A 22881-nucleotide genomic window follows, 5' to 3' on the forward strand; every position below is an offset into this window, starting at 1 on the left:
TGTATAGAACGGGTTGATCCGGAATATGGTTACCTGCTCGAGACGGTGACGTCTTGAACAGCTTTGTAGATGGTGTCAAACAGCTCTTCCAGATTGGACTCCTCGATACAGGAGAATGCGACGCGAAGATCGGTTTCGCCCAGAGCGATCGTACCGACGCCATATTCGTCCAGCAGACGCTGGCGGACGGTTTCCGCATCGGTCGTGTTCAGCTTCAGGCACATGAAGTAACCGGAGTTGAACGGATAATACGACCAAACATCGCCGTAACGGCCACTGTCGAGCAGGTCTTTAACCCGGTTGGCACGGGACTTCATAATCATGAACTTCTCGGTCTTCTGAGCTTCGAATTCAGGGGACTGCAGCGCACGCAATACGAACGTCTGCGAAGGATGCGGCCCGCTGGAGATCGTGGCGCGAATAATGCCAAGCGTCTTCTGTTCCAGGGCGCTGTGCATCGCTTCAGACTGTCCGGCGTAAGTGATGAAGCCGACGCGGAAACCCCATACGTACTCTTCCTTCGTTGCGCCGTCGACTTTGATGGCAAGCACGCGAGGGTGAACGCGGGCAAGCTTCCCGAATAGCGATTCCTGAAGCGAATCCTCGAAGAATAATCCGAAGTAAGCATCGTCCGTAACGGCTACGACGTTCACACCAGCTTCCGCAGCATCGCGGATGGCGGCTACAATCTCGTCGCCTTCCTGTGGTCCTGGCGTATAGCCTGTTGGATTGTTCGGGAAGTTAAGAAGCACGATCGCTTTGCCTTTACCCTTCTGGGCTAGCAGCGCCTCGCGAAGTCCCGCGCTGTTGAAGCGCATCTCGTCATTGTAGAGCGGATATTCAACAATCTCGGCACCGCGCCGGATACCGAAGGTAAGCTCATAGTTCTCCCAGTTCTTGTTCGGGTAGATGACGACGTCCCCGGGATCTGCGAATAGATCGGCAACAATGCTAAGACCGTGCGTCAGCGCATTGGTTACAACCGGGTTGCCATACGTAATACCTTCAAGCGATGGGTTCTCCTTCAGCATCTTGGCGCGCCATGCTGCGCGCAGCTCCGGCTTGCCTGCTGGAGGGGCATATTCATAAATGTCCTTCGGGTTATACGCGGACAATGTGTCTTGAATGACTTTCAAATGCATAGGCTGTCCATCTTCAATGGCGATCCCGATAGTGGCGTTAAATTTCTTCGCCTTTGTTTTCGCCTCTGCAGACTGGCTTAATATGCCTTCTTTCGGAAAATAAATCGCTTTGCCAAGATTGGACAGCATGGCATAAACATGTGCATTCTCTTGCTCAATGGTTGTGTTTAGCTGCTGGGCAAGTGGGTTCATAGACCTCAATCCATCCTTCCAATAGTTCATTGATCTATTCGGGTTCCGTAGGGAGAACCGTTTAGGCTATATTATAGCACTTATTGCGAGGGGAAGACCATTCATTCTGAAGAATTATACAGGTCGCAACAGATCGTGGACAACCGCTTGCGAACAAGCAATTGGCGGTGTATGATGACAACGACAGAAACAGTGCTGCAAGCAGCTGTTTCCATAGCACTAGCTTGTGATAGGAGGAATCGCTGTCATGCTGCATCTAACACCTTCATCCTATGTTCTCTTGACTGCCTTCGCTAAGATCGTCTGCGAACCGGGCTGGAAATGGCAGAAGCGCGAGAAGCCGCTGGCCAATTACGACTTGTTCTATGTGTGGAGCGGGATTGGCGAAGTGGAGCTGAACGGAAAGTCTTTCCCTGTCGGGAAAGGCAGCTGCTTTCTCTTCCGTCCCGGAGATCATACAAGCGCAACGCATAATCCGCAAAAACCGCTTGTCCTGACCTATATTCATTTTGATGTAAAGGGACCGGTCGATCTCGTGCCGGAGCCTTATCGGATGTTGAACGATACGATTGATTTTGAGCATCTGCTGTCCAGATACGTCAGGCTCTTTCTAGTCAAGACGTTCGCTGCGGAAGAGGAAGCGCAGCTGATTCTGAAGCAGCTGATCATTCATCTGCTGCGGGATGATCATGAGAGCCCGGTGGAACGAAAATCAAGCAATCAGCTTACCGAAGCGATCCATGAAATCGCGAACTATATTCGGCAGAACCCGGGTAAAGCACATCGTGTAGAGGATTTGGCATTGCGTGCGCAGCTGTCACCAAGGTACTTCTCCATCAAATTCAAAGAGCTTATCGGACTGTCCGTACAATCCTATATGATCCGTACCCGTATCGATAGAGCGCAGCATCTGCTTATGCATGCAGGAATGAATGTAACCGAGGTCGCAGATGCGCTGGGATATCGTGATATCTTTTTCTTCAGCCGACAGTTCAAGCAGTATACCGGTAAAAGTCCATCTGAAATTCGCTAATGCCTGTAGATGACCGTTTTGAACCTAATAACGCTTTGGCTCGATCGCAGCAGGAGGTCCGCGTGCAGCAAGTCCGTAACGGACAGCTTGCCTAGGGCTTCTTTTTTCTGATGACGTGAAGGATTGATCTGTAACAAGGGCAGCATTTCTATTGTTTCTACGAGACTTGATTTGGACGGTGATGCTTGATGGACGTGATCTTGGCCTATAATCGGTATCTTGGAGAGCATGGGAGGAAGACCGAGGCCTTGTACCGTTCACTGCGTGAGGGTATCGTCAATGGCGAACTGACCGCGGGTACGAAGCTGCCGCCAAGCCGGAAGCTTGCGGAGCTGTGTGATGTATCTCGCGGCGTCGCGACACAGGCCTACGACATGCTGTATGCAGAAGGCTTCGTACGCATGGAAGGCGGCAGCGGGACCTTCGTTTGTTATCATCCGGCAGAACTAGGGACTCATGCCGAACATACAGCTACGGGAACAACTGCCGCTCAGGACTGCAGGTCAGCCGACATAGCGGTATCGGAGTGGGCGATGCGGCTTGAGCCGGTACAGGGAAGTCATGTTGGAGTTGCTAACGCAGGATATCAGGACACGTTGATCCTGGAGGCGGATGTGATCGATTACGAAGTCACTTCCTCGGTTCCCGAGCTGTTTCCGGCGGAAGAGTGGAAGAAGGTCATGTATGCGGAGATGAGGGAGACGATCCGTCCACAGCATGAGCAGCCTACGGGTGAATATCGACCCTTAAGTGAAGCGATCGCACGCGAGCTTGCAAGGGAGCGCGGGATTCACGCTGACGCCTCTCAGCTCATCATAACCAATGGCTCCATGCAGGCTATTGCGCTGCTTGCCATGCTGCTCGTATCGCCTGGCGATGGGGTAGTGCTCGAGAATCCAACGTATCCGGGCATCGCGAGAGCCGTACAAGCCGCAGGCGGCCGCATTATCACTGCAGACGTAGATGAGAGAGGGATCGTTCCTGCAGATTGGCAGGCTAAGCTGCTGTTTGTTACACCGACGAGACAATTTCCAACCGGAGCCGTACTATCCGCCGAACGCCGCAAGGAACTTCTGGAATGGGCGAACCGGAGAGGCGCGGTTATTATCGAGGATGATTACGACAGCACCTTCCGCTGGAGAGTCCGGCCTGTTGAGCCTCTGAAGGCGCTGGACCGCGAGGATCGTGTCATCTATGTGGGTACCTTCTCGAAGACGATGCTTGGTGAGCTGCGAATTGGCTATACCCTGCTGCCGAAGGCGCTAACCGAGCTGTTTCGCCGCGCAAAAATGCTATTCGAGCCGATGCCGTCCGGCTTGATTGAGCAGCGGGCGCTTGCAGCCTTCATTGCAGGAGGCGGTTATGAGCGGCATTTGCGCCGGATGCGCCGCATATGCGGCAGGCGGTTGAACGATTTGCGCGAGGCAGCGGGCAGCAAGCTCGGAAAGTTGTTTCAGTTCGTCGATACGGATGCAGGGCTGCATATGTATGCGAAATGGCTGGGCGAACCCGCGGATTATGAGCGGCTTAAAGCTGTCTGCAGCGAAGCTGGCGTCAGGTGGTCGGATGGCAAGCGGTATTGGCTTAACGGGAAAAGTGAAGGTGAGTGCGCACTCTTCGGGTTTGCGCATTTGACGGAATCCCAAATTGAGGAGGGTGTGAGTAGGATCGAGACCGCCGCCCTGAAGCTGTTTGGCTACTAAATCATGATATGAAAAAGCGCTGGCAGGGCTGTGCATCGACTCTCGATGTAACAGCTTGTCCAGCGCTTATTGTTGTGGTTGATTGACGTTTAATTGTCTTCCATTAGAGTACCGAGCCGCTCACCCATCCGCACCTTTAGTCCTGGCTTCAGGTCGGTACGGGGGAAGAAGGTGTCGTCTTGGGTAAGCAATACGACGGTGGAGCCGAATTCGAAGTAAGCCAGTTCTTGGCCTTTGGTCACTTTGTCATGGCGCGGTTCTACATACTTAATGCTGCTTACGTTCATGGCGCCCACTTTGACGACGGCAGTCTCTCCAGCCGTATGATGGATATACGTAATGAGGCGTTCGTTCCGGCTCAATACGCGGCGCATATGGCGGAGGCCGAATTCATTCACCGGATACACTCTGCCCGGCACATGCTCGCGTTCCACAATCATGCCTTCAACTGGCGTATGAATGCGATGATAGTCGGTCGGGCTCAAGTAAAGGACGATGTAATAGCCATCTTTATAATTCTCGGTGCGCGGGGAGTGGTTGAGCAATTCATCCACCGTATAGTCCTGCCCTTTGACGTTCATTATCGTACCTGAATCGATTGGACCGGCTCCGGTAATAAGAGCGTCAACCGGACTGACTAGAGCGGTTGTCCCGTCGTCGATCGTGCGGATGCCCGCCTTCAGCCGTCGTGTGAAAAATTCGTTTAAAGTCCTATATTCGTCCAGCCTTTTCTCGGCTTCTTCTATACGGATGCCGTACATGTTCGCGAATTTCGGTATAAAACGCCGGCTTGCTGGCGATTGCGCAAAACGGCCGGTCAGCTTGGAAATCCACTTTCGCGAGCTGAGCTCAGTCATCGATCGAAGCAGCCATCTGGTCATGCCTGTTGTTCACGTCCTTTCAAGATTGAAGCCAGCACTCTGGTCTTTCGAATTAGTTTGACATATCAGGACATTTTTATCAATAGACTTCATTTCCAGCCTGGAAACGGTCCAGATCTAGCAAAGGCAGCATTCCGTGAAAATCGTACCAACCTCCGATAGAGTCTGTACCCGGAAGAGACCATCTTTGTTTGAGGGCTCGAGGTTTGTCGCGGCTGCGGGAAGCCGATGCTTGTAGGAGAGGTGATGAGAAATGACAGTCTTTCTTGTGGCGGGCTTGCTTGTGGGATCCGGTTTCATGTATTGGCTGCGAGGGATCGGGCGGCCTTGGCAGCTTATCGTGGATGGCGTTGGGCTGGTCGCCTATTGTGGCTTTGCCGTGGAGATATCGCGAACCGTCATTCGCGTGCTGGTCGACGATACGGTATTCATGACGCAGGTTCATGAGGTGCTGCTCAGTACCGTTTTTCTTCTGAGTGGTGCATATATCGGTATGTATGGCTTGTGCAGACTGTATGAGAGCATGAGGTACGGACGGACAATGTAGCGGGGTTAAGCCAACTGCCCTGGAGGTAGGTTAGGCCGATTCATCTGTTGTCCGGGCAGTGGGAAGACGCCGTGTCCGAACTCGTTGAGCAGCGTATGCTGGAGATAACAAGCTTATTCAGAAAGGGGCTGGTTGTCGATGGCGCGTCCGAAAATCGCGTTCGTCACACCGGGAGCTTTTCCGCTGCCTTCACCGAACAGCAGTTCCGTGGAGCGGGTCGTGGAGAAGCTCGTGCCGCTGCTCGTACCTGCGGTCGAAGCTTGCATCTACGGTCGAACGGGCCGCGCTCTCCCAAGGAGAGGGATGTTAAAGGGAGCGAAATGCGTGCGTTATCCGGCTGTCGACAAGCTGAAATATGTGCGTAATGTCGGGCAAGCGATACGTCGCTATGCGCCCGATGTGACTGAAGTAGAGAATCGGCCGCGAACCGTCCTGCGGTTGAAGCGGATGCGCCCGCAGGGGAGAATTTGGCTGAATTTGCACTCGACGACCTTTATTGGAAAGAAGGCGATTCCGCCGTCCATGCTCTCCCGCAGCTTTCGCCTAGCGGAGCGGATAATTGTGAACAGTGAATTCCTGCGAGATGTCGTCTCAAGACGTGTGCCGAGCTGCGCACATAAGGTCAACGTCGTATATCCCGGCGTGGATACGGACCGGTTTATATCTCAGTTCTCGATGGAAGGAGCTTATAAGCGTGAGCAGCTTCGGTTCGCGCGCGGGTGGAGCGGCCGTGATGTCGTTCTTTTTATGGGGCGGCTCATTCCGATGAAAGGTGTTCATCACCTGCTGCATCTTATGCCTGAGCTGATGAAGGAGCATCCGTCTGTACTGCTTGTTGTCGTCGGCGGGGCGTTCTACGGATCGAAGCGAACGACAGCTTACGTGCGCGAGCTCCATCGATTGGGCAAGAGTCTGCAGGGACATGTGCAGTTCGTGCCATACGTACCGTATTCGGATGTGCCGGACTGGTTTCTCGGAGCGGACGTGGCCGTCGTGCCTTCGAGCAGTCGGGAAGCATTCGGGCTCGTGAATGTAGAGGCCATGGCGTGTGGGCTGCCGGTCGTTGCAACGCGTTCAGGCGGTATGAAAGAAATTATCGAGGATGGTGTTACCGGTTTTCTGGTTGATCCCTCTCATGTTGAGACGGAAATGCGCAGCCGGATCCTCTCACTCCTCCGAGATGACATGCTCCGTTCGTCTATGGGGATGCTGAGCAGGGAGCGAGTAGAGCAGCGCTTCACATGGCATCATACGGCGGAGCAATGGCTAACGCTGCTGCGTGGAAGCGGGATTTTATAGGATAATCGGACAGGAGAATATTGTAATTTAAGCTTGATTCTTTGGAAGTAGATAAAGTATGATGGGGGTAATGAATACGGGATTTCGAGGACTTAAGACAGGAAGCACCTGTTTGCAGGCTGAATTTCAGCTTGCAAGCAGGTGCTTTTTTGCTGTAAATATCGTCGAAAGATAGCGAAAGGTGGTAGGATATGCTAAACACTGGCAGAAGTAATTACGATAATATATGTTGTTGCTCAGATGTGAGAGGCAAGGCTTGGTCAGCTGCATTATAGAGTGAAATCCACTGAAAAACTATTAGCAGGGGGAATAAGAAAATGAAGAAAGTATTGAAATGGAAGAATAAATTGAAAATGCTGGTTGCCTTGAGTGTGCTGGCATCCGCGATAACGGTAGTTCCTTCAGCAGGAGAAGCGGCAAAATCAGAAAGGAAGATCGTAAGCTCGGATATGCCGGTCAAAGTACTGTATAACGCACGCCAGGTAGCATCCGATGTGAAGCCAAAAGTAGTCGAAGGTGCAGTACTCGTACCGATTCGGTTTATCGGAGAGAAGATCGGATCTGAAATTACGATAAGCAACAATAATAAGAATATCCATATTAAGAGAGGCTCTAACGTAGCGAACGTGACGATTGGCTCGAAAGTGGCTACCGTAAACGGTAAGACGGTTACGCTCAATGCTGCGGTAATAGCGGAGAACGGCAGAACACTGGTGCCGATCCAAGTAGTTGGTGGACTTGGTGTTGCAGTCGAGTGGGATAGTATTACGAAGTTTGTTTGGGTAGGGCATAAGAATGTGCCTATGCTGGAGGATGTGGCACCTAAGGCTGTTCCGTTAACTCCTTATAGTAAATACTTTAAAGGGAATGAATATTTGCTGGAACTAAATGGAGAAAAAAGAGATGCTGCTATTGTTATTACAGACTCAATATTTCCATTTAAAACGTCAGAGGGAAGGACTTATTTTAGATATGATCTAGCGAATGATAATCACGGAGATCAGTATATAAAAGCTACCACAACTGATAAAGGTATAATGGTTACTCCGATTTATTTTATGGGTCAAAACAATCTTCTATTGAGATCTTCAATAATGAATATGCGTGTGGATTTGGAGAAAGACTTAAGAATTCATTACTATCCGGTTGTTTCAATAACAGATTTCCATTATTATGACGACAAAAATTACGCTAATTTGAAGATAGGAGATATTAAAAACATCTACATACATACTGAATATCCTAGTCTCCTTATTCTTGCATCAAATTGGAGGTAGAAACTCTTGACTAGGGGGAATATACTAAAAGTCATTTCGTTATTACTGATTTTTGTGGTTATTGGAGGTGGATTGCTTGGTTTAATTCCTATCCATACCGTTGATGCTGCAACTCCCAACATGGGTAGTAACTCAATGATTACTCCTGTAAAGCAAAATGGAAAACCACCAACAAAAAGATTTGCTGTAGGATTCATGTCTTACGATATTTGGAGTAATTCTGCAGGGGAGTGGACAACTAAATCCCCAGGAGACAATGTTAATATTAGTTGGGATTACAGCTTTAGTTTTCCAGGGAGATCAGTCCGCGATATTAATGTCCGAGCATTTAACAGTAGTTCGGACGGTTCATTGTTTAATGAATCCCGAAACTCAGAACAATATTTTTCATACGCGCCGTATGTAGGAAGCTCTTCATCACCAAACATACCCAGCGGTGGTAAGACTGGGGTAGGTACTTCTTCAATCACATTTAATACTAAGATGGATGGTATATTGAATGCTCCTACTCCACTAAGTATTATTGAACCTGGTGATTATTCACCTAATGTAAAAGCTTATCGCTACTTTTTCCCTATCGTCTTCGAATTCGAACTAGACGGATTTTTAGAAGTCAGACATTTTAAGACAGATGGGACTTCGATTGATAGTGCATTTTCGAATCAATCGAAGTCCATCCAGGTTGGCTCCACGGTTCCCATAACGCCAGCCACGAATGCGAATTATACGTACGTCGGCTATAAGAAAAGCGTAACTTCTTCTCCAAGCGGCGGTTCAATCTTAACTGGCAATCCTCCGACCTTCACATATGACGGGACGTATGACACCTACTATCTGAATTTATACTATGAGGAGACAGGTAATGGCGGCGGCCAATCCAAATTTATCGTTAAACATTATAAGAAAGATGGATCTAGCTTAAGTTCGATGTTTCCGGATAAAATCGAAAATTTAACGGTAGGAAGTACATATAGCGCAGCGCCTGCTGCTCATGCCCAGTATACCTACTATGGACATAAGTCCTCTAAAACAACCGATCCGCCATCTGGATCCATTGTGAGTGGAAATCCTTCTCCAATGAATTTCGTATACAATGGGAGTTTTCCAGCATACACGGTCTATCTGTATTATGATGAGAAACCAATCTCGTCATCGGACGGAGTCATTAAAGTAAGGCATATGGTCAAAACATCCCCATCGGGTTCATACACAAACGCAAGAGAAGAAAATGTCATTGTCAGCCCGCTCCCTGGAACAAAGAAGGTAAGTGCCGATGCTGCGCTAGGCACGATTCTAGGAAGCAATCTATCGTATACATCATACGTAGACGGCTCATACACCACGGGGAGTACGAATGAGACAGCCAGTTTAACTTCAACGAAAAAGGCAGCATATGTGACTTTCTTCTATCAAAAAACGACCGTCAGCATTATTGGCGATTTCGACATCATCAAAGATAAGATCAATTATCGCGAGCCGTTTAAACTCCATCCGAAGAACATCGTAGTAACCGGATGCAGCTACCAATATCACTATTTTGAAATATCGCGCGATGGGATAACATCGGAGACGCCCAGGATTTACGGATCGACGACGGACTTCAATTTCACGGAATCCAACTATCCTTACTCCCTGGGAATCGGTATGCATGATGTGCGGATGAAAATCGTTGCAGAATGCGGAGAGAGTGATTGGATTGGACCCAAGCCTTTAGAGGTGCTGGGACCCGTTGGCAACAGCCCGCCTCAATTCAAAATCGGTTATGTTCATCCTTACGAAGGTCTTCGAACCATACCAGTGTATGAAGTTGTCGTAGGCACCACGATGGATCTTATCTATATCGATGATCCGTCGGTACCGACTCCATTTGATCCGGATGGCGACGTAATGTATTTTGAATATTTTGATTTTTCAGAAAGTTCGGAGTGGGCGAAGCAAATTCCGTCTAAATATCAGAACTCGAAATATACGGATGGGTATCATGGTGTTCTTATGGATACGCTCGGTAATCACCCCGTTAAAGCGAAGATGAGGGATAAATTTGGAGCAACAAGCACAGCAACTACTTATATTAACGTTGTGCCTGAAAATCCCGTTCCTATCATCGATGCATCCAACGAGGTCACCGAAGGCCGTCCTCTGAAAATTCCATTGAATTCCTCTCGAAGCTATAGTCCAATGAAAAGAGAAATCAATCATAGCCGCGATGAGTGGACCAATCGGAAAAACGTATATGACACCGTAGGGACGGAAACGGTCACCTTGAGCGTATATGATTCGGCAGGCTTAAAATCGTTAGCTCCTGCAACGCATATTATTAACGTTAAGCCGGACTTGCCTCCAATACCTCAATTGGAATTCACGACTCCTTCAATCCGGAATGTAGAGATGGTGTTTAAAGAACGCTCGTATTCGCCGGATCAGGACGTAATAGAGGTCAAGGATTTTTCCTACCGTTATGACTCTGATAATGACGGAGACTTTGACGATGAGACCATGATTCCAATCGAGCTGGATAGTAACCGTAATTTCAAGCTAACTCCTAATCGTGTCGGTATCTATGAGTTCCATATCTATCTCAAGGAAGATTGGGGCAAAGAAGCGCAGCAATCGTGGATCTTTGAAGTTGTGAATGATAGCCCTACGGTATCATTTGATATTTCGACCGAAAGTAAGGAGCCCATAGTTATTCCTTCAATCCCTCTGTACGCTTCCAACATGGTCAATCTGGAAGGGTGGAAGAACTACGATTTAGGCGGGGAGAGGACAAAAAGCTGGGGAGCTAACCCTGTAACAGGAGCGCTGGCCCATAGTCCTGAACATATTAGAGGCAATAATTATCTTGACGTAATCGGACCAAGTCACGACTATAAGCCACGTGTGATACTGCCCGGCGGATACAGTTATAACGGTGCGAATGTTTACTTCAAAGACGGTTATAACATCGTGTTCGAAGATGCTATGCAGTATGAAACGTTAAGAAGCGCTAAGTACTGGTTGTATAAGCAAGCGGATCCGCCCGCGACAGGACAAGCCAGTATTTGGGGGGGCGGTAATTACCGAATAAACGAGAGAGTAACGGGTTACGATGCAATAAACGACTTGGTATATGTATCCAGAAAAACAGGTATTAAAGATGGTTATGACTTTTACGAGCCTTTCGTATACACATGGGAAAATTTCATAACATGGACGGGGGTCACAGGAACAGCTACTAAGGTCAATACGGTCGAATACTCTGCATCAAATTCTTTTAGCTCGGCTTACGGCATTATGACTACGACTAACGGTACGGGCGGTAAATATAACCTTGTCACAGGCGACTGGGCGTCGGGGGCTGTTATCGGAACAAGTCAAACAGTCGACAGCAGAGTGGGCAGTCTCATCAGTAAGGCTCCCGATGCTTCTATGACCTATCACGGCTATCTTACTAATCCTGCCCCTCACCCTAGCGGGTATTACAAGTTTGATAGTAAGAGTTACACGCTATCTTCTGTACCGAATATTCCGAGTGGGGTTTATACGCCTACCCGAGACGGAAAATTCACGATAAGCGATACGGGGAATGTGTACAGCACGGCGACGGGGTTATTGACTGGTGAAATGTTAGGAAGTAAACGCGTAACCCTTATGTTTAAAGATGTCGTCGTCATGACCGACAACATCAAGCTAACGGCTTATCGAATTTCATCGTCAGGCGTACCTTCTCAGGTCTGGACGATGCCAGTGGTTGCCACAGGGAATATACCGGATATGACCAAAGCAGACGCGGCTGGCTATGCTTACTACATCTCTAACAAGAAGGTATTCAAAATCAAAATCGAAACGGGAGCGATCTCCCAGCTCCACGACCTCACCACCATGTGGAGAGATAGCTCGTCTGGAAGCAGCGTTAACCGTTGGATAAGCGTTGGCGATGGACAGCTGGTCTACTCCCAAACCGTGTATTGTACGTACAGCGACGGTTCATCATGCGGTCGAAGCACTTCTAGCGTCATCATTACTAGCGGCATCGATTACAGTAACGTAAAGCTGGTTACGCAGCAGCAGCTGCTAAACAGCAAAGACTTTACGAATATTCAGCTTAATTTCAAAATCCGGTTTAATGAGTATCCGTATTCGACTGCTGGCAGGTATTCCGGATATTCCTTCCACGCTCAGGATAACAGGAATATGTACAGGGTTGAGATGAATGTTAAAGGGATCAGGCTAGTCAAGGTCGTTAATGGTGTGCGCTCGGTGCTTAGTGAAGCCGCATATCCGATAAACAAGAAAACCTTCTATCCCGTTAAGGTACAGGTTTTAGATGGTCAAATAAAGGCTTACATCAATGGTGTGCCTCTTATCGATATCAGGGATGAGACGTACGACAAGGGACTATTCGGCCCATATTCCGAAATACCTTGGACAGAGTTCACGAACATGGCTTACTCTGACTTAACGCCAATAAGCTCATCCGCCAAGCTCCAAGGAATAGCCATCGTAGGTCAACCTATGATCTATTCGATTCTGAATCAGGACACGGAGAATGACCCGATGATCGTGGAGAAGACGAATTGGCGTTATGATCAGCTCTCTCAGAAGTTCTTGGATGCCGGAGATGGAAAATCAGGCGTATCGATTCATGATGGAAAAACGTATCGGGATCCAAAGATGGTCATGGATAAGGTTGGTCTCTATCAAGTGAATTATGACACGATGGACGATCCCAACCCAGACTATCTGCACCCGGCTGCACAATTTGATCCATACCGGAAGGATTCCAACCGCGCAGCACGGCAGCTAATCGTTCACCGCGCACCGATCGCGGACTATGATCTCGGCTTCAATCCGGATTACACGATCAAATGGACCGACCGAAGCCGCGACTTGGATCGCTACTTAAGCGCAACCAACTATTCGACTGAAGCGACCGGTATCGACTATTTGGCTACCAAGGGTGTGCTGCAGAAGAAATTTTACTATATTACGCCTTCCGGCTTGACGGTGGAGCAGAAGCTGGTAACCCCGGAAGAGAAGGGAGGATATACGGTTGGCTTGGCCGTTAAGGATGAATACGATGCTTGGAGTCCCTTCCTGGAGAAGAAGATTAATGTAACGATGATACCGCAGCCGGATGATCCTCCGAAAGCTGGATTTACACTCAGCCACAAGAAGACATACCGGAACGTAGAGGTCACGATCAATTCTACCGCGAGTGATAAAGAAGATGGATCCCGGGAGAATCTTCCGCATCAGTATTACATGCGTAATTTGACTGCCGGAGGTTATGAGACGCTGCAGAGCAGCGCACGGACGAGCTGGAAGAAAACCTTTAATACGATGGGTACGTTCCAGATCCGGCAAGTCGTCGAAGACAAGCTAGGGCAATCCGATCAAGCAATCGATACGATTGAGATCGTAAACCGGATTCCGATTGCTCAAGTGACGTATCCGAGCAGCGCTGATCAGCTTAAACCTGAGAAAGTCACGGTAGTAAGACCCGCTTTCCTATGGATGTACACAGACGGTGATGGGGATGCAATGAAGAAGTATCAGGTGCGCGTCTACCGGTATGGCGGGATATTAGAGCAGGAATCGGGCGTTGTGAATGGCAGCGCGTTAACTTGGGAGGTGCTCGAGGATCTTCCGGAGATGGTTAATCTCTTCGTTATGGTCAGGGCATACGATGGCTACGATTGGAGTGAATGGAGCAATCCGAAGTTCTTCTACATCGAGACGAATCAACCTCCGACCGCTGATTTTGATTGGTCGCCAAAGCCGGTATACGAAGGCGATATGATCCAACTCACGCAGCTCATTGATGATCCGGATCTGGATCCCCTTAACGTCCAGTATCGAATAACAAGCCCCGCAGGAGAGGTGCAGACGGATTCGAAGACTTCGAATGCGCCTTACAGGACGGAAGGCCCTAGCTTCAAAGGCGTCAAAACCGGCATTTATCAAGTGGAGCTTACCGTATCCGACGGCAAGGCTCCAGCCGTTGTCGTCCATAAAGACATACGAGTCCTGCCGCTTACGGTTGCAGGCCAGATCAAGCATACGGACTTATGGAACGAACGCCGTAAGGAGTATAACCTGAAGAGCAGCGGTAACGAAGAGAGCCCGAGGGGCTATGATGTCTATTGGGCGGGTGAACGGTTTATGCTGGCGGCCCAGACAACGGCCACAGGTACGGCAACGAAAGCGCTGCGTGTAGAGGTCGCAATGGGCGGCTTCAGCGTCGAGCTAACGGATAGCGAAGCGGGTGCCTTGAACTGGACGGGAGACCTGTGGGACGAGAGCTTCGAGCAGCTGCCGGATGGAGAAATCACCTTTATTTTCACGGCTGTCTACAGCAATGGGACGGTGAAATCCGTTCCGGTCACCGTGTCGGTCGCTGCCAATGTGAACAGCACGTTCGGGGTGCATCGAAGACAGTAATGAGCCAGTCCTGCACTATAAGGGTTGACAAATTTTACTTGCGAGGGGTATAGTCGTACCAGGAAATCCACTAGGGGCGCCCGCATGGGCTGAGATTAGGCACGAGTTGCCTTGGTCCCTTAGAACCTGATCTGGGTCATGCCAGCGTAGGAAAGTGGGAATGTGCATGCGACACAAGGGGTGTGCGGAATGAATACGGCTTACGGCCGCATTCGGATTCCACCTCTTGTCCGAACGGCAGCTGCTTAGCTGCGAGTTCGGGATAGACCGCGTCTACTGACCGCTCCTTCGCCGGGGCGGTTTTTTTGCTGCCCCGCTGAAGAAGCAACGTCGATAGTGTGCTCTAGCGGGAGATTCGATTGACGAAGGGGAAGCTGGAGCTTCACTTGCCGCCGTTATCGTGATCACGCAAGGTCGTACTGCTGTTTCTATACCCACAACTCCATGGCCTCCTAGGGATTTTCCACCATAATCCTAGGAGGTTTTTTAATATGCCGATACTAACTACGCCCCTGCCGGGCAGCCGCAAAGTGTATGTCGAAGGTAGCCGTGCCGATCTGCGCGTACCGATGCGGGAAATTGAACTAACGCCTAGCTCGGTAAAAGGGATGGAACAGCCGAATGAACCGATCCGGGTCTATGACGCGAGCGGACCTTATACGGATCCCGCTTACCAGTCCGATGTTCGGCGCGGGCTCCCTAGCCTAAGGCGCGCCTGGATCGATGAACGCGGAGATGTCGAGGCCTACGAGGGCCGGGTTATTAAGCCGCAGGATAACGGCTTCAATACCGAGGAGACGGCTGTGAAGCGCGGTGCAGAGCTGTTTCCAGGCTTGAACCGGCGTCCGCTCCGGGCTAAGCCGGGTCGTAATGTGACCCAGCTCCATTATGCCCGCAACGGCATTGTGACGCCTGAGATGGAATATATCGCGATCCGTGAAGGGATGACGCCGGAATTCGTGATGGGCGAGGTGGCTGCAGGACGCGCTATTATTCCGTCCAACATCAACCATCCCGAAAGTGAGCCGATGATTATCGGCCGGCATTTTCATGTGAAAATCAATGCCAATATCGGCAATTCTGCGGTTGCTTCCTCGATCGAAGAGGAAGTGGAGAAGATGACATGGGCGACGCGCTGGGGCGCCGACACCATTATGGATTTATCCACCGGGAAAAACATTCACACGACGCGTGAATGGATTGTGCGGAACTCGCCGGTTCCGGTAGGAACGGTGCCCATCTATCAAGCGCTTGAGAAGGTCGATGGCAAAGCCGAGGACTTAAGCTGGGAAGTATTCCGGGATACGCTGATCGAACAGGCGGAGCAAGGCGTCGACTATTTCACGATTCATGCAGGTGTGCTGCTGCGCTACATCCCATTGACGGCCAAGCGCGTCACGGGTATCGTCTCCCGCGGCGGCTCCATTATGGCGGCTTGGTGCCTTGCGCATCACCGGGAAAATTTCCTGTACACGCACTTTGAAGAGATCTGCGAAATTATGAAGCGGTACGATGTGGCCTTCTCGCTCGGAGACGGCTTGCGTCCGGGTTCGATTGCCGATGCCAATGATGAAGCGCAATTCGGCGAGCTGGATACGCTAGGGGAACTGACGAAGATCGCTTGGAAGCATGACGTCCAAGTCATGATCGAAGGACCGGGTCATGTGCCGATGCATTTGATCAAGGAAAATATGGACCGCCAGCTGGAGGTGTGCCAGGAAGCGCCATTCTACACACTTGGCCCGCTGACAACGGATATAGCGCCCGGCTACGACCATATTACATCCGCGATCGGCGCGGCAATGATTGGCTGGTTCGGCACGGCGATGCTGTGCTATGTCACGCCGAAGGAGCATCTGGGTCTCCCGAATAAGGAGGATGTGAAGGAAGGCGTTATTACATACAAAATCGCAGCCCATGCGGCCGATTTGGCCAAAGGCCATCCGCGGGCCCGGATGCGTGACGATGCGCTGTCCAAGGCGCGCTTCGAATTCCGCTGGCGTGACCAGTTCCACCTGTCGCTCGATCCGGAACGGGCGATGTCCTACCATGACGAGACGCTGCCGGCCGAAGCGGCGAAATCGGCGCATTTCTGCTCCATGTGCGGTCCGAAATTTTGCAGTATGCGCATCACGCAGGATATTCGCGATTATGCGGCCGAGCACGGACTTGAAACGCAGGAAGCGATTGATGCGGGCATGAAAGAGAAGTCGGATGCGTTCAAAGCGGCGGGCAGCTCGATTTATGCATAACGACGATCAATGGAAGGACCGCTATTCACGGCAAACACGCTTCACACCCATCGGCCAGGCAGGCCAGGATCGGCTACGGGAAGCAGCCATCCTTATCGTGGGCTGCGGCGCTCTCGGCGCATCGCTTGCACAGCATATGGTACGCGCAGGCGTCGGAACGGTACGGCTTGCGGACCGGGATTATGTGGAGCCCAGCAATTTGCAGCGGCAAATGCTTTTCGACGAAGAAGATGCTCTTGCTGCGCTTCCGAAGGCGGTCGCGGCGTCGAATAAATTACGCCGGATAAACAGCGATGTGAACATTGAACCGCATGTCGTCGACGTCACGGCGCGGAACGCCGCGAAGCTGACTAAAGGCATCATGCTGGTGCTGGATGGGACGGACAATGTGCAGACCCGCCTTGCGTTGAGCGACTGCTGCTTCCAAAGTGGAATTCCGCTGCTGTATGGAGGAATCGCGGGGTCGCAGGGGATGAGCGCGACGCTTATTCCCGGGGAAACGGCCTGCCTGCGCTGCTTAATCGGAGGGGCGGAGGAAGGCGAAGCGGGTGAGACCTGTGAGACGATCGGCGTCATCTCTCCGATCGTGGACTGGATCGCCGCACTGCAAGCGGCGGAGGCGCTCAAGTGGCTGACCGGGTCACGGGATGCGCTTCGCCGGACTTGGCTATCTGCTGATTTGTGGCCGTTTCAGCTGTTCGAATCAAACCTGCCAAAGCCTTCTGTAAGCTGCTCCTATTGCAGCAGATCAGCCGTCTCAATGCTGACTATTCGTAAGATGGCGAAGCGTAAGCAGAGATGGGATTCCACTCGCGGAAGCGATACGGTCATCAATGGATCAGCGGCAGAGGGCAGCAGGGAGGAGTCGAGGGGAGCGGAGCGAAGCAGAGAGGCAGACCTTCCGTCAGAAGTCGCCCATCCAACGGATGACAGTAAGGCTGCCGCGCATTTAGGCGAGAGCATCGAGCGTGATTCCCCCATCCGTACCGCCATGCTTTGCGGCCGCGATACCGTTCAAGTTTCGATGGGCCGAACAATCGATCTCTCAATGGCTGAACAGTATATGGCCGCACATGGCTTGCTGGTAACTTCCAATCCTTACTTGGTGCGGGTACAGGTACAAGAAGGCGAACGGCTCGTTCTATTTCCAGATGGACGCATTCTTGTTCAAGGAACGCAGGATACAAGTCTGGCTGCAGCGCTTTGCGATCGTTATGTACAGGGGATCGAGGAGGCTGCAATCACCGCTAACCGGCTTAATCGAGCTGGCGGGCAAGAGAGGAGCTAAAGAGGATGAGCAGCAAATGGAAGGATTTCCGCCTTTATGTCATAACCGGCGTGAATTATCATCCGGGCAGGAGCTTAATGACAGTTATGGAGCAGACGCTTCAGGGCGGTGCAGATATCATACAATTGCGTGCAAAGGATATGACGAAGCGGGAGGTGCTGGCGCAGGCGTACGCACTACGTAAGTTGACGCGGCATTATGATGTGCCGCTGATCATTAATGATCACATCGATATTGCTCTAGCCGTGGATGCGGACGGGGTTCATCTGGGGCAGGATGACCTGCCGCTCGCCGAGGCCCGCCGCATTCTGGGAGCTGATCGGATCATTGGCATCTCGACGCACAGCATCGAGCAGGCGCTAAGAGCAGAGCGCGATGGCGCCGACTACATTGGGGTAGGTCCGGTGTTCCCAACGGGCACGAAGCCTGGCAGACAAGCGGTAACGACCTCCTATGTACAGGAAGCGGCGCAGCGAATCCGGATTCCGTTCGTCGCAATCGGCGGCATCACGACCAGCAACGTCAATGAGGTTCTAGCGGCAGGCGCAGCACGCATATGCGCCGTATCCGCCATTGTCGGAAGTGACGATCCAGCACATGAATGCCGGTCATTCCTGCAAGCCATTCATGCGTCGGACCAGTCCAAGCCCGGCCAAGTCGATCTTAAACAAATTCGGGTGAACGGACGTGCTGAGCAAACATCTGCGCGTCATGTGACCGAGCTGGTGCAGCAGCTAGGCCTTGAAGGAAAACGGATTGTCGTCGAGCTGAACGGCCAGATTTTAGCACGCGATGCATGGGGTGAGGCGGAGATCGAGAATGGCGCGACGCTGGAGATGGTTCATTTTGTAGGGGGAGGTTAATCGGCAATGGATTCTTATGGTGATTATGATCCGCTTATTATAGGCGGCAAAAGGCTGTCCTCGCGCTTCTTTCTGGGAACGGGGCGCTTCCCAAGCCCGGCCGTTATGCAGATGGCGCTCGATGCTTCCGCTGCCGAGGTGATCACATTCGCGGTTCGCCGCGTCAATCTGGACTTTGCCCAGGATGATTCCATCCTGCAGCATATCGGAGGGCGCGAACTAACGTATCTGCCGAATACATCCGGTGCGAATAATGCCGACGAGGCGGTTCGTATCGCGAGACTCGCCCGGGCAGCAGGTCTCGGTGACTGGATTAAGGTGGAAATTAGCGCAAGCACTCGCACGCTGTTGCCCGACCCGCTCGAGACGTTACAAGCAACCGAGAGGTTGGCGGCAGAAGGTTTTGTCGTCCTGTCGTATACGTCCGACGATCCGGTAGGCTGCAAGAGATTAGAGGAAGCTGGGGCCGCTGCTGTGATGCCGGGCGGGTCACCGATTGGCTCGGGGCTTGGCATTCTGAATCCGTATAATATAGGTCTTATCGTTGAAGAGGCGGGCGTGCCTATCATCGTTGATGCAGGGATCGGCTCCGCCGTTGATGCCGTGCAGGCAATGGAGCTGGGTGCGGCAGGCATTCTTGTCAACACTCCGGTTGCAAAAGCGGGCGATCCGGTGGCGATGGCGCATGCCATGCGCCTGGCTGTCGAGGCAGGACGAATGGCTTATCGCGCGGGACGCATACCGAAACGAAGGTACGCATCGGCCAGCAGCGAAGAAGCCGGGGTATCTGTGCCCATGAAAGCTCAGACTATGGCGGCTAATTCTACCACCGCTGAAGGGAGCAGATAATCATGCCTGAGAAAGTCGTTGTTCTCGGTGGTGGAATCATCGGCTTGTCATGCGCATTCGAAGCGGCACAGCGCGGAGCCCGCGTAACAGTAGTGGAGCCAAGTGGAATCGGGGGGCAGGCATCCGGTGCTGCCGCAGGCATGCTCGCACCCTATACGGAGAATCCGGAGCAGCCCGATCCGTTCTTCCATCTTTGTGTTGAAAGCTTGTGCCGCTATCCGGCATGGCTCCGCCAGATCGAATCGGTATCCGGCTTGACCGCGGAGCTCATGACAACCGGCAGCCTGACTGTCGCGCTGCACGAGGCGGATCTGCTGCCGCTGCAGACGAGGCTCGCTTGGCAGCGGGATTTCGGCTTGAAGGCTGAACTGGTTGAGGGAGCGGAGCTGCAGCGGCTCGAGCCGGCGTTGACCCCGGGAATACAGGCCGCCCTATACTGCCCTGAAGAGAGCCATGTCTATGCCCCGCTGCTCGTTCAGGCATTGGAGTCAGCCTGCAGGAAGCTGGGCGTGGAGCTGATCGACCGCGCTGGCGCCATCACATTACCTGATTCCGATGAACATAACGGCATTCGGGTGCAGACTGCCGAAGCGGGGATCTTCACTGGCGATCGGCTCGTCGTATGCGCGGGGGCTTGGGCGTGCATATATGCCGAGACGTTCGGCTTTCCTATTCCGATTCATCCGATTCGCGGCCAAATTTGCGCCTTCGATGTCCCGGTCCGGGAAGTACGTCACATGGTGTTCTCCAGCCAGGCCTATTGGGTCGGCAAAAATAACGGGACGCTCGTTTGCGGCGCATCGGAAGACGTAGCCGGCTATGATACATCCGTCACGGAACGCGGAATCCAGCGGCTGGTCCGCGTTGGTCCGCGTCTGTTGCCATTCCTGGAGGGGCGCAGCCCGATTCATAGCTGGGCCGGACTAAGACCGGCTACGCGTGACGGTTGGCCGCTCATCGGCCCGCTGCCCGGCAGGCCGGACATCATTCTGGCGGCTGGGCATTACCGGAACGGGATTCTGCTAAGCCCGGTTACAGCCGCAATCGTCGGAGATTTGCTGGATGGGCATCAACCGGTCATGCCAATGGCGCCTTTCGCTCCGGACAGGTTTGCCCACATGGCAGCAAGACGAGGCGTATCATGAGCGGGGGGCATCCTGACGGCCGGGCTATTGCGGGCGGCAGGCAGCAGCGGCTGCGATCAGATCCACATCCACGGGTATTGACAATCGCAGGGTCTGATTCCGGCGGCGGCGCAGGTATTCAAGCGGACTTAAAAACATGTCAAGAGCTGGGCGTATTCGGCATGACGGCCCTTACTGCGGTTACGGCTCAAAACAGTCTAGGCGTTCAAGCGATATTTCCGCTATCGGTGGAAGCTGTAGAAACCCAGCTCATCTCGGTGCTCGACGATATGGGAGCCGATGTGGTGAAGACCGGCATGCTGCTCGAATCGGCTATTATCCGAATCGTAGCCAAGACATTGGAAGACCGCGGCATTGCACAGCTGGTTGTGGATCCGGTATTGTATGCCAAGGACGGTTCAGCACTGTTTCGCAGGGAGGCGATCGAGTCTCTCAAGTCGGAGCTGCTGCCTATAGCATCAATCGTTACGCCGAATATACCCGAGGCCTGCGAGCTTCTTGAGCTTCCGGCTGACACGATTCGCACAACAGCCGATATGATAGACGCAGCAAGGAGTCTGCTCCTGCTCGGACCGCAATATGTGCTGCTCAAGGGAGGCCACCTGCCGGGCGAATCCAGCGGATCCAGCGGATCCAGTGACGCTATAGATGTGCTTGTCGGATCGCCGGCAAGCGGACTTCATGAGCATCTACTATTGCGGTCACCGCGAATAATAACGCGGCACACGCATGGAACGGGCTGTACCTTGGCTTCGGCTATCGCCGCTTTTCTGGCCCAAGGACATACAGTTCCAGCTGCTGCAGGGAAAGCCAAGCGTTTCGTCACCGCGGCAATTGCGGAGGCTGTTCCTCACGGCCGGGGAATCGGATCATTATGGCATGCTGCTCAAAGGCAAATGATAGAGTAATCAACTGGAGCAATATTAAAGGTAGCTCCAGCAGGTGATTGAAACGGCAGACCGACAAGTCTGCCGTTTCGTTATTCACAACTGAAATCTCCCTTGATTGGGTACAGGTCAGAAAGTATAATTGACGTTGATAATCATTATCATCTATGATAGTCGTATCGGAGCTTCCGAAACTTACACGAAACGAGCAAGGAGTTGAATCATGTATGCTGCCCGATTCATTCAAGAACTGGCGTTCGCGGCCTAATCATTTTTCATCGGTTAAAGTTCAAGCGGATCGTTCGCTTATCGCAGCGTCGCTGGATCAAGGCGTCTATCATATGTCCGAGCAAGGGGATTGGAGCAAGCTGTCGGAGGGACTGCCGGAAGGGGCGACCGTGAACCGGCTTCAAGTTATTGAAGGACGAATGTATGCGTGCACAAGTCATGGGCTGTACCGTCTGCATCGAAAACGTTGGCAGTATGCGGATATCAGTCAGCCCTGTTATCAATTTAAAGAAGAGTGGGGATACATATTTGCCGCCACGCAGAATGGTTTAATCTACAAAACGGAGGGGAATTGGAAGCATTCCGCCTTTGAGAACGCTATCGTGTACGACTTCTTATTTACGCCGCAATATTTATATATCGCCTTGGACAAAGGCATTGCTATGTACGATCGTTTGACGGATCGGTGGGCTACATTTGAGCTGGGAATCGGTGTTACGAGCCTGGCGGCGGAGCGCGATCGCTTGGTCGGTGCCGGGGAGAAGGGTGAACTCATATTAAGCAATGGCAGAGGCGGGTTCGAAACGGTTCAATTCGGAGGTATATTCGTATTTGCAGTTGCAACGAAAGAACAGGCTGTCTACGTTTGCACCGACAAAGGCTTATTCCGGCTCGGAACGTTGAATGGTCGAATAACGCTCTTCTCCATTAAAGCGGGAGTCCCTGTTACCGATATTGATTGGCATGGAACGAATTTATATATGGCGACCCTCTCCAAGGGCATTCAAACGATGCGGGAATAGCACTGCAATCATATCTTTTGTCATAAAGCTTCACTCTCCAAGTGACCGGCCCATGGGTATATGCATATG

The 22881-nt window shown here is 51.8% G+C and carries 15 protein-coding genes and 1 riboswitch; of the genes, 13 read left to right on the forward strand and 2 right to left on the reverse strand.

What is annotated here, in order from left to right; all coding sequences use genetic code 11:
• Positions 1-29: 29 nt before the first annotated feature.
• Positions 30-1334 (reverse strand): aminotransferase class I/II-fold pyridoxal phosphate-dependent enzyme, encoded by a 1305-nt coding sequence (locus NNL21_RS13185; RefSeq protein ID WP_204819438.1) that lies wholly within the window; start codon positions 1332-1334, stop codon positions 30-32.
• Between the two features lie 247 nt (positions 1335-1581).
• On the opposite strand from NNL21_RS13185, the gene NNL21_RS13190 reads away from it, so the two are divergent.
• Together NNL21_RS13190 and pdxR are read left to right on the forward strand one after the other, a co-directional pair.
• Positions 1582-2367: a helix-turn-helix domain-containing protein gene (locus NNL21_RS13190; RefSeq protein ID WP_204819439.1), complete on the forward strand. Its 786-nt coding sequence runs from the start codon at positions 1582-1584 to the stop codon at positions 2365-2367.
• A gap of 188 nt (positions 2368-2555) precedes the next feature.
• Positions 2556-4070, forward strand: a complete 1515-nt coding sequence (gene pdxR / locus NNL21_RS13195) for a MocR-like pyridoxine biosynthesis transcription factor PdxR (RefSeq protein WP_204819440.1) — start codon at positions 2556-2558, stop codon at positions 4068-4070.
• Positions 4071-4159: 89 nt separating this feature from the next.
• On the opposite strand, the gene asd is transcribed toward pdxR, so the two are convergent.
• Entirely contained in the window at positions 4160-4951 is a 792-nt protein-coding gene (gene asd / locus NNL21_RS13200) for an archaetidylserine decarboxylase (protein ID WP_204819441.1), read from the reverse strand.
• Between the two features lie 253 nt (positions 4952-5204).
• Between asd and NNL21_RS13205 the strand changes: the two genes are divergently transcribed.
• The 11 genes from NNL21_RS13205 (at position 5205) to NNL21_RS13260 (ending at position 22812) form a co-directional block, all read left to right on the forward strand.
• Positions 5205-5498, forward strand: a complete 294-nt coding sequence (locus NNL21_RS13205) for a hypothetical protein (protein ID WP_204819442.1) — start codon at positions 5205-5207, stop codon at positions 5496-5498.
• 138 nt (positions 5499-5636) lie between these two features.
• Positions 5637-6797 (forward strand): glycosyltransferase family 4 protein, encoded by a 1161-nt coding sequence (locus tag NNL21_RS13210; protein WP_204819443.1) that lies wholly within the window; start codon positions 5637-5639, stop codon positions 6795-6797.
• 317 nt (positions 6798-7114) lie between these two features.
• Positions 7115-8074, forward strand: coding sequence for a copper amine oxidase N-terminal domain-containing protein (locus NNL21_RS13215; protein ID WP_204819444.1), 960 nt, complete (start codon positions 7115-7117; stop codon positions 8072-8074).
• Between the two features lie 495 nt (positions 8075-8569).
• Complete coding sequence (locus NNL21_RS13220) at positions 8570-14497, forward strand: glycoside hydrolase family 78 protein (protein WP_204819445.1); 5928 nt, start codon at positions 8570-8572, stop codon at positions 14495-14497.
• Positions 14498-14559: 62 nt separating this feature from the next.
• A riboswitch (TPP riboswitch) is annotated at positions 14560-14667 on the forward strand.
• A gap of 321 nt (positions 14668-14988) precedes the next feature.
• A complete protein-coding gene (gene thiC, locus NNL21_RS13225) occupies positions 14989-16749 on the forward strand; it encodes a phosphomethylpyrimidine synthase ThiC (RefSeq protein ID WP_204819447.1) in 1761 nt (586 codons plus the stop codon).
• A complete protein-coding gene (locus NNL21_RS13230; protein WP_256555201.1) occupies positions 16712-18037 on the forward strand; it encodes a ThiF family adenylyltransferase in 1326 nt (441 codons plus the stop codon). The genes thiC and NNL21_RS13230 overlap by 38 nt, the downstream gene beginning before the upstream one ends.
• A gap of 5 nt (positions 18038-18042) precedes the next feature.
• The gene (thiE, locus tag NNL21_RS13235; protein WP_204819448.1) at positions 18043-18900 is read left to right on the forward strand and encodes a thiamine phosphate synthase; all 858 of its coding nucleotides are present in this window, start codon (positions 18043-18045) and stop codon (positions 18898-18900) included.
• A gap of 6 nt (positions 18901-18906) precedes the next feature.
• Positions 18907-19749, forward strand: a complete 843-nt coding sequence (locus tag NNL21_RS13245) for a thiazole synthase (RefSeq protein ID WP_204819449.1) — start codon at positions 18907-18909, stop codon at positions 19747-19749.
• A 2-nt stretch (positions 19750-19751) separates the two neighbouring features.
• Complete coding sequence (thiO, locus tag NNL21_RS13250) at positions 19752-20894, forward strand: glycine oxidase ThiO (RefSeq protein WP_204819450.1); 1143 nt, start codon at positions 19752-19754, stop codon at positions 20892-20894.
• The gene (gene thiD, locus NNL21_RS13255; RefSeq protein ID WP_204819451.1) at positions 20891-21802 is read left to right on the forward strand and encodes a bifunctional hydroxymethylpyrimidine kinase/phosphomethylpyrimidine kinase; all 912 of its coding nucleotides are present in this window, start codon (positions 20891-20893) and stop codon (positions 21800-21802) included. The genes thiO and thiD overlap by 4 nt, the downstream gene beginning before the upstream one ends.
• Positions 21803-22008: 206 nt before the next feature.
• Entirely contained in the window at positions 22009-22812 is an 804-nt protein-coding gene (locus tag NNL21_RS13260; protein WP_204819452.1) for a hypothetical protein, read from the forward strand.
• Positions 22813-22881: the final 69 nt, after the last annotated feature.

The organism is Paenibacillus mendelii, assembly GCF_024498075.1.
Lineage (GTDB): Bacteria > Bacillota > Bacilli > Paenibacillales > Paenibacillaceae > Paenibacillus_Z > Paenibacillus_Z mendelii.

Excerpts from the sequence above, each read along its gene's own strand:
- NNL21_RS13260 (WP_204819452.1), top strand. The coding sequence starts at position 22,009 with ATGCTGCCCGATTCATTCAAGAACTGGCGTTCGCGGCCTAATCATTTT.
- NNL21_RS13205 (WP_204819442.1), top strand. The coding sequence starts at position 5,205 with ATGACAGTCTTTCTTGTGGCGGGCTTGCTTGTGGGATCCGGTTTCATG.
- NNL21_RS13215 (WP_204819444.1), top strand. The coding sequence starts at position 7,115 with ATGAAGAAAGTATTGAAATGGAAGAATAAATTGAAAATGCTGGTTGCC.
- NNL21_RS13245 (WP_204819449.1), top strand. The coding sequence starts at position 18,907 with ATGGATTCTTATGGTGATTATGATCCGCTTATTATAGGCGGCAAAAGG.
- NNL21_RS13190 (WP_204819439.1), top strand. The coding sequence starts at position 1,582 with ATGCTGCATCTAACACCTTCATCCTATGTTCTCTTGACTGCCTTCGCT.
- thiC (WP_204819447.1), top strand. The coding sequence starts at position 14,989 with ATGCCGATACTAACTACGCCCCTGCCGGGCAGCCGCAAAGTGTATGTC.
- pdxR (WP_204819440.1), top strand. The coding sequence starts at position 2,556 with ATGGACGTGATCTTGGCCTATAATCGGTATCTTGGAGAGCATGGGAGG.
- NNL21_RS13210 (WP_204819443.1), top strand. The coding sequence starts at position 5,637 with ATGGCGCGTCCGAAAATCGCGTTCGTCACACCGGGAGCTTTTCCGCTG.
- asd (WP_204819441.1), bottom strand. The coding sequence starts at position 4,951 with ATGACCAGATGGCTGCTTCGATCGATGACTGAGCTCAGCTCGCGAAAG.
- thiD (WP_204819451.1), top strand. The coding sequence starts at position 20,891 with ATGAGCGGGGGGCATCCTGACGGCCGGGCTATTGCGGGCGGCAGGCAG.
- NNL21_RS13230 (WP_256555201.1), top strand. The coding sequence starts at position 16,712 with ATGCGTTCAAAGCGGCGGGCAGCTCGATTTATGCATAACGACGATCAA.
- thiE (WP_204819448.1), top strand. The coding sequence starts at position 18,043 with ATGAGCAGCAAATGGAAGGATTTCCGCCTTTATGTCATAACCGGCGTG.
- NNL21_RS13185 (WP_204819438.1), bottom strand. The coding sequence starts at position 1,334 with ATGAACCCACTTGCCCAGCAGCTAAACACAACCATTGAGCAAGAGAAT.
- thiO (WP_204819450.1), top strand. The coding sequence starts at position 19,752 with ATGCCTGAGAAAGTCGTTGTTCTCGGTGGTGGAATCATCGGCTTGTCA.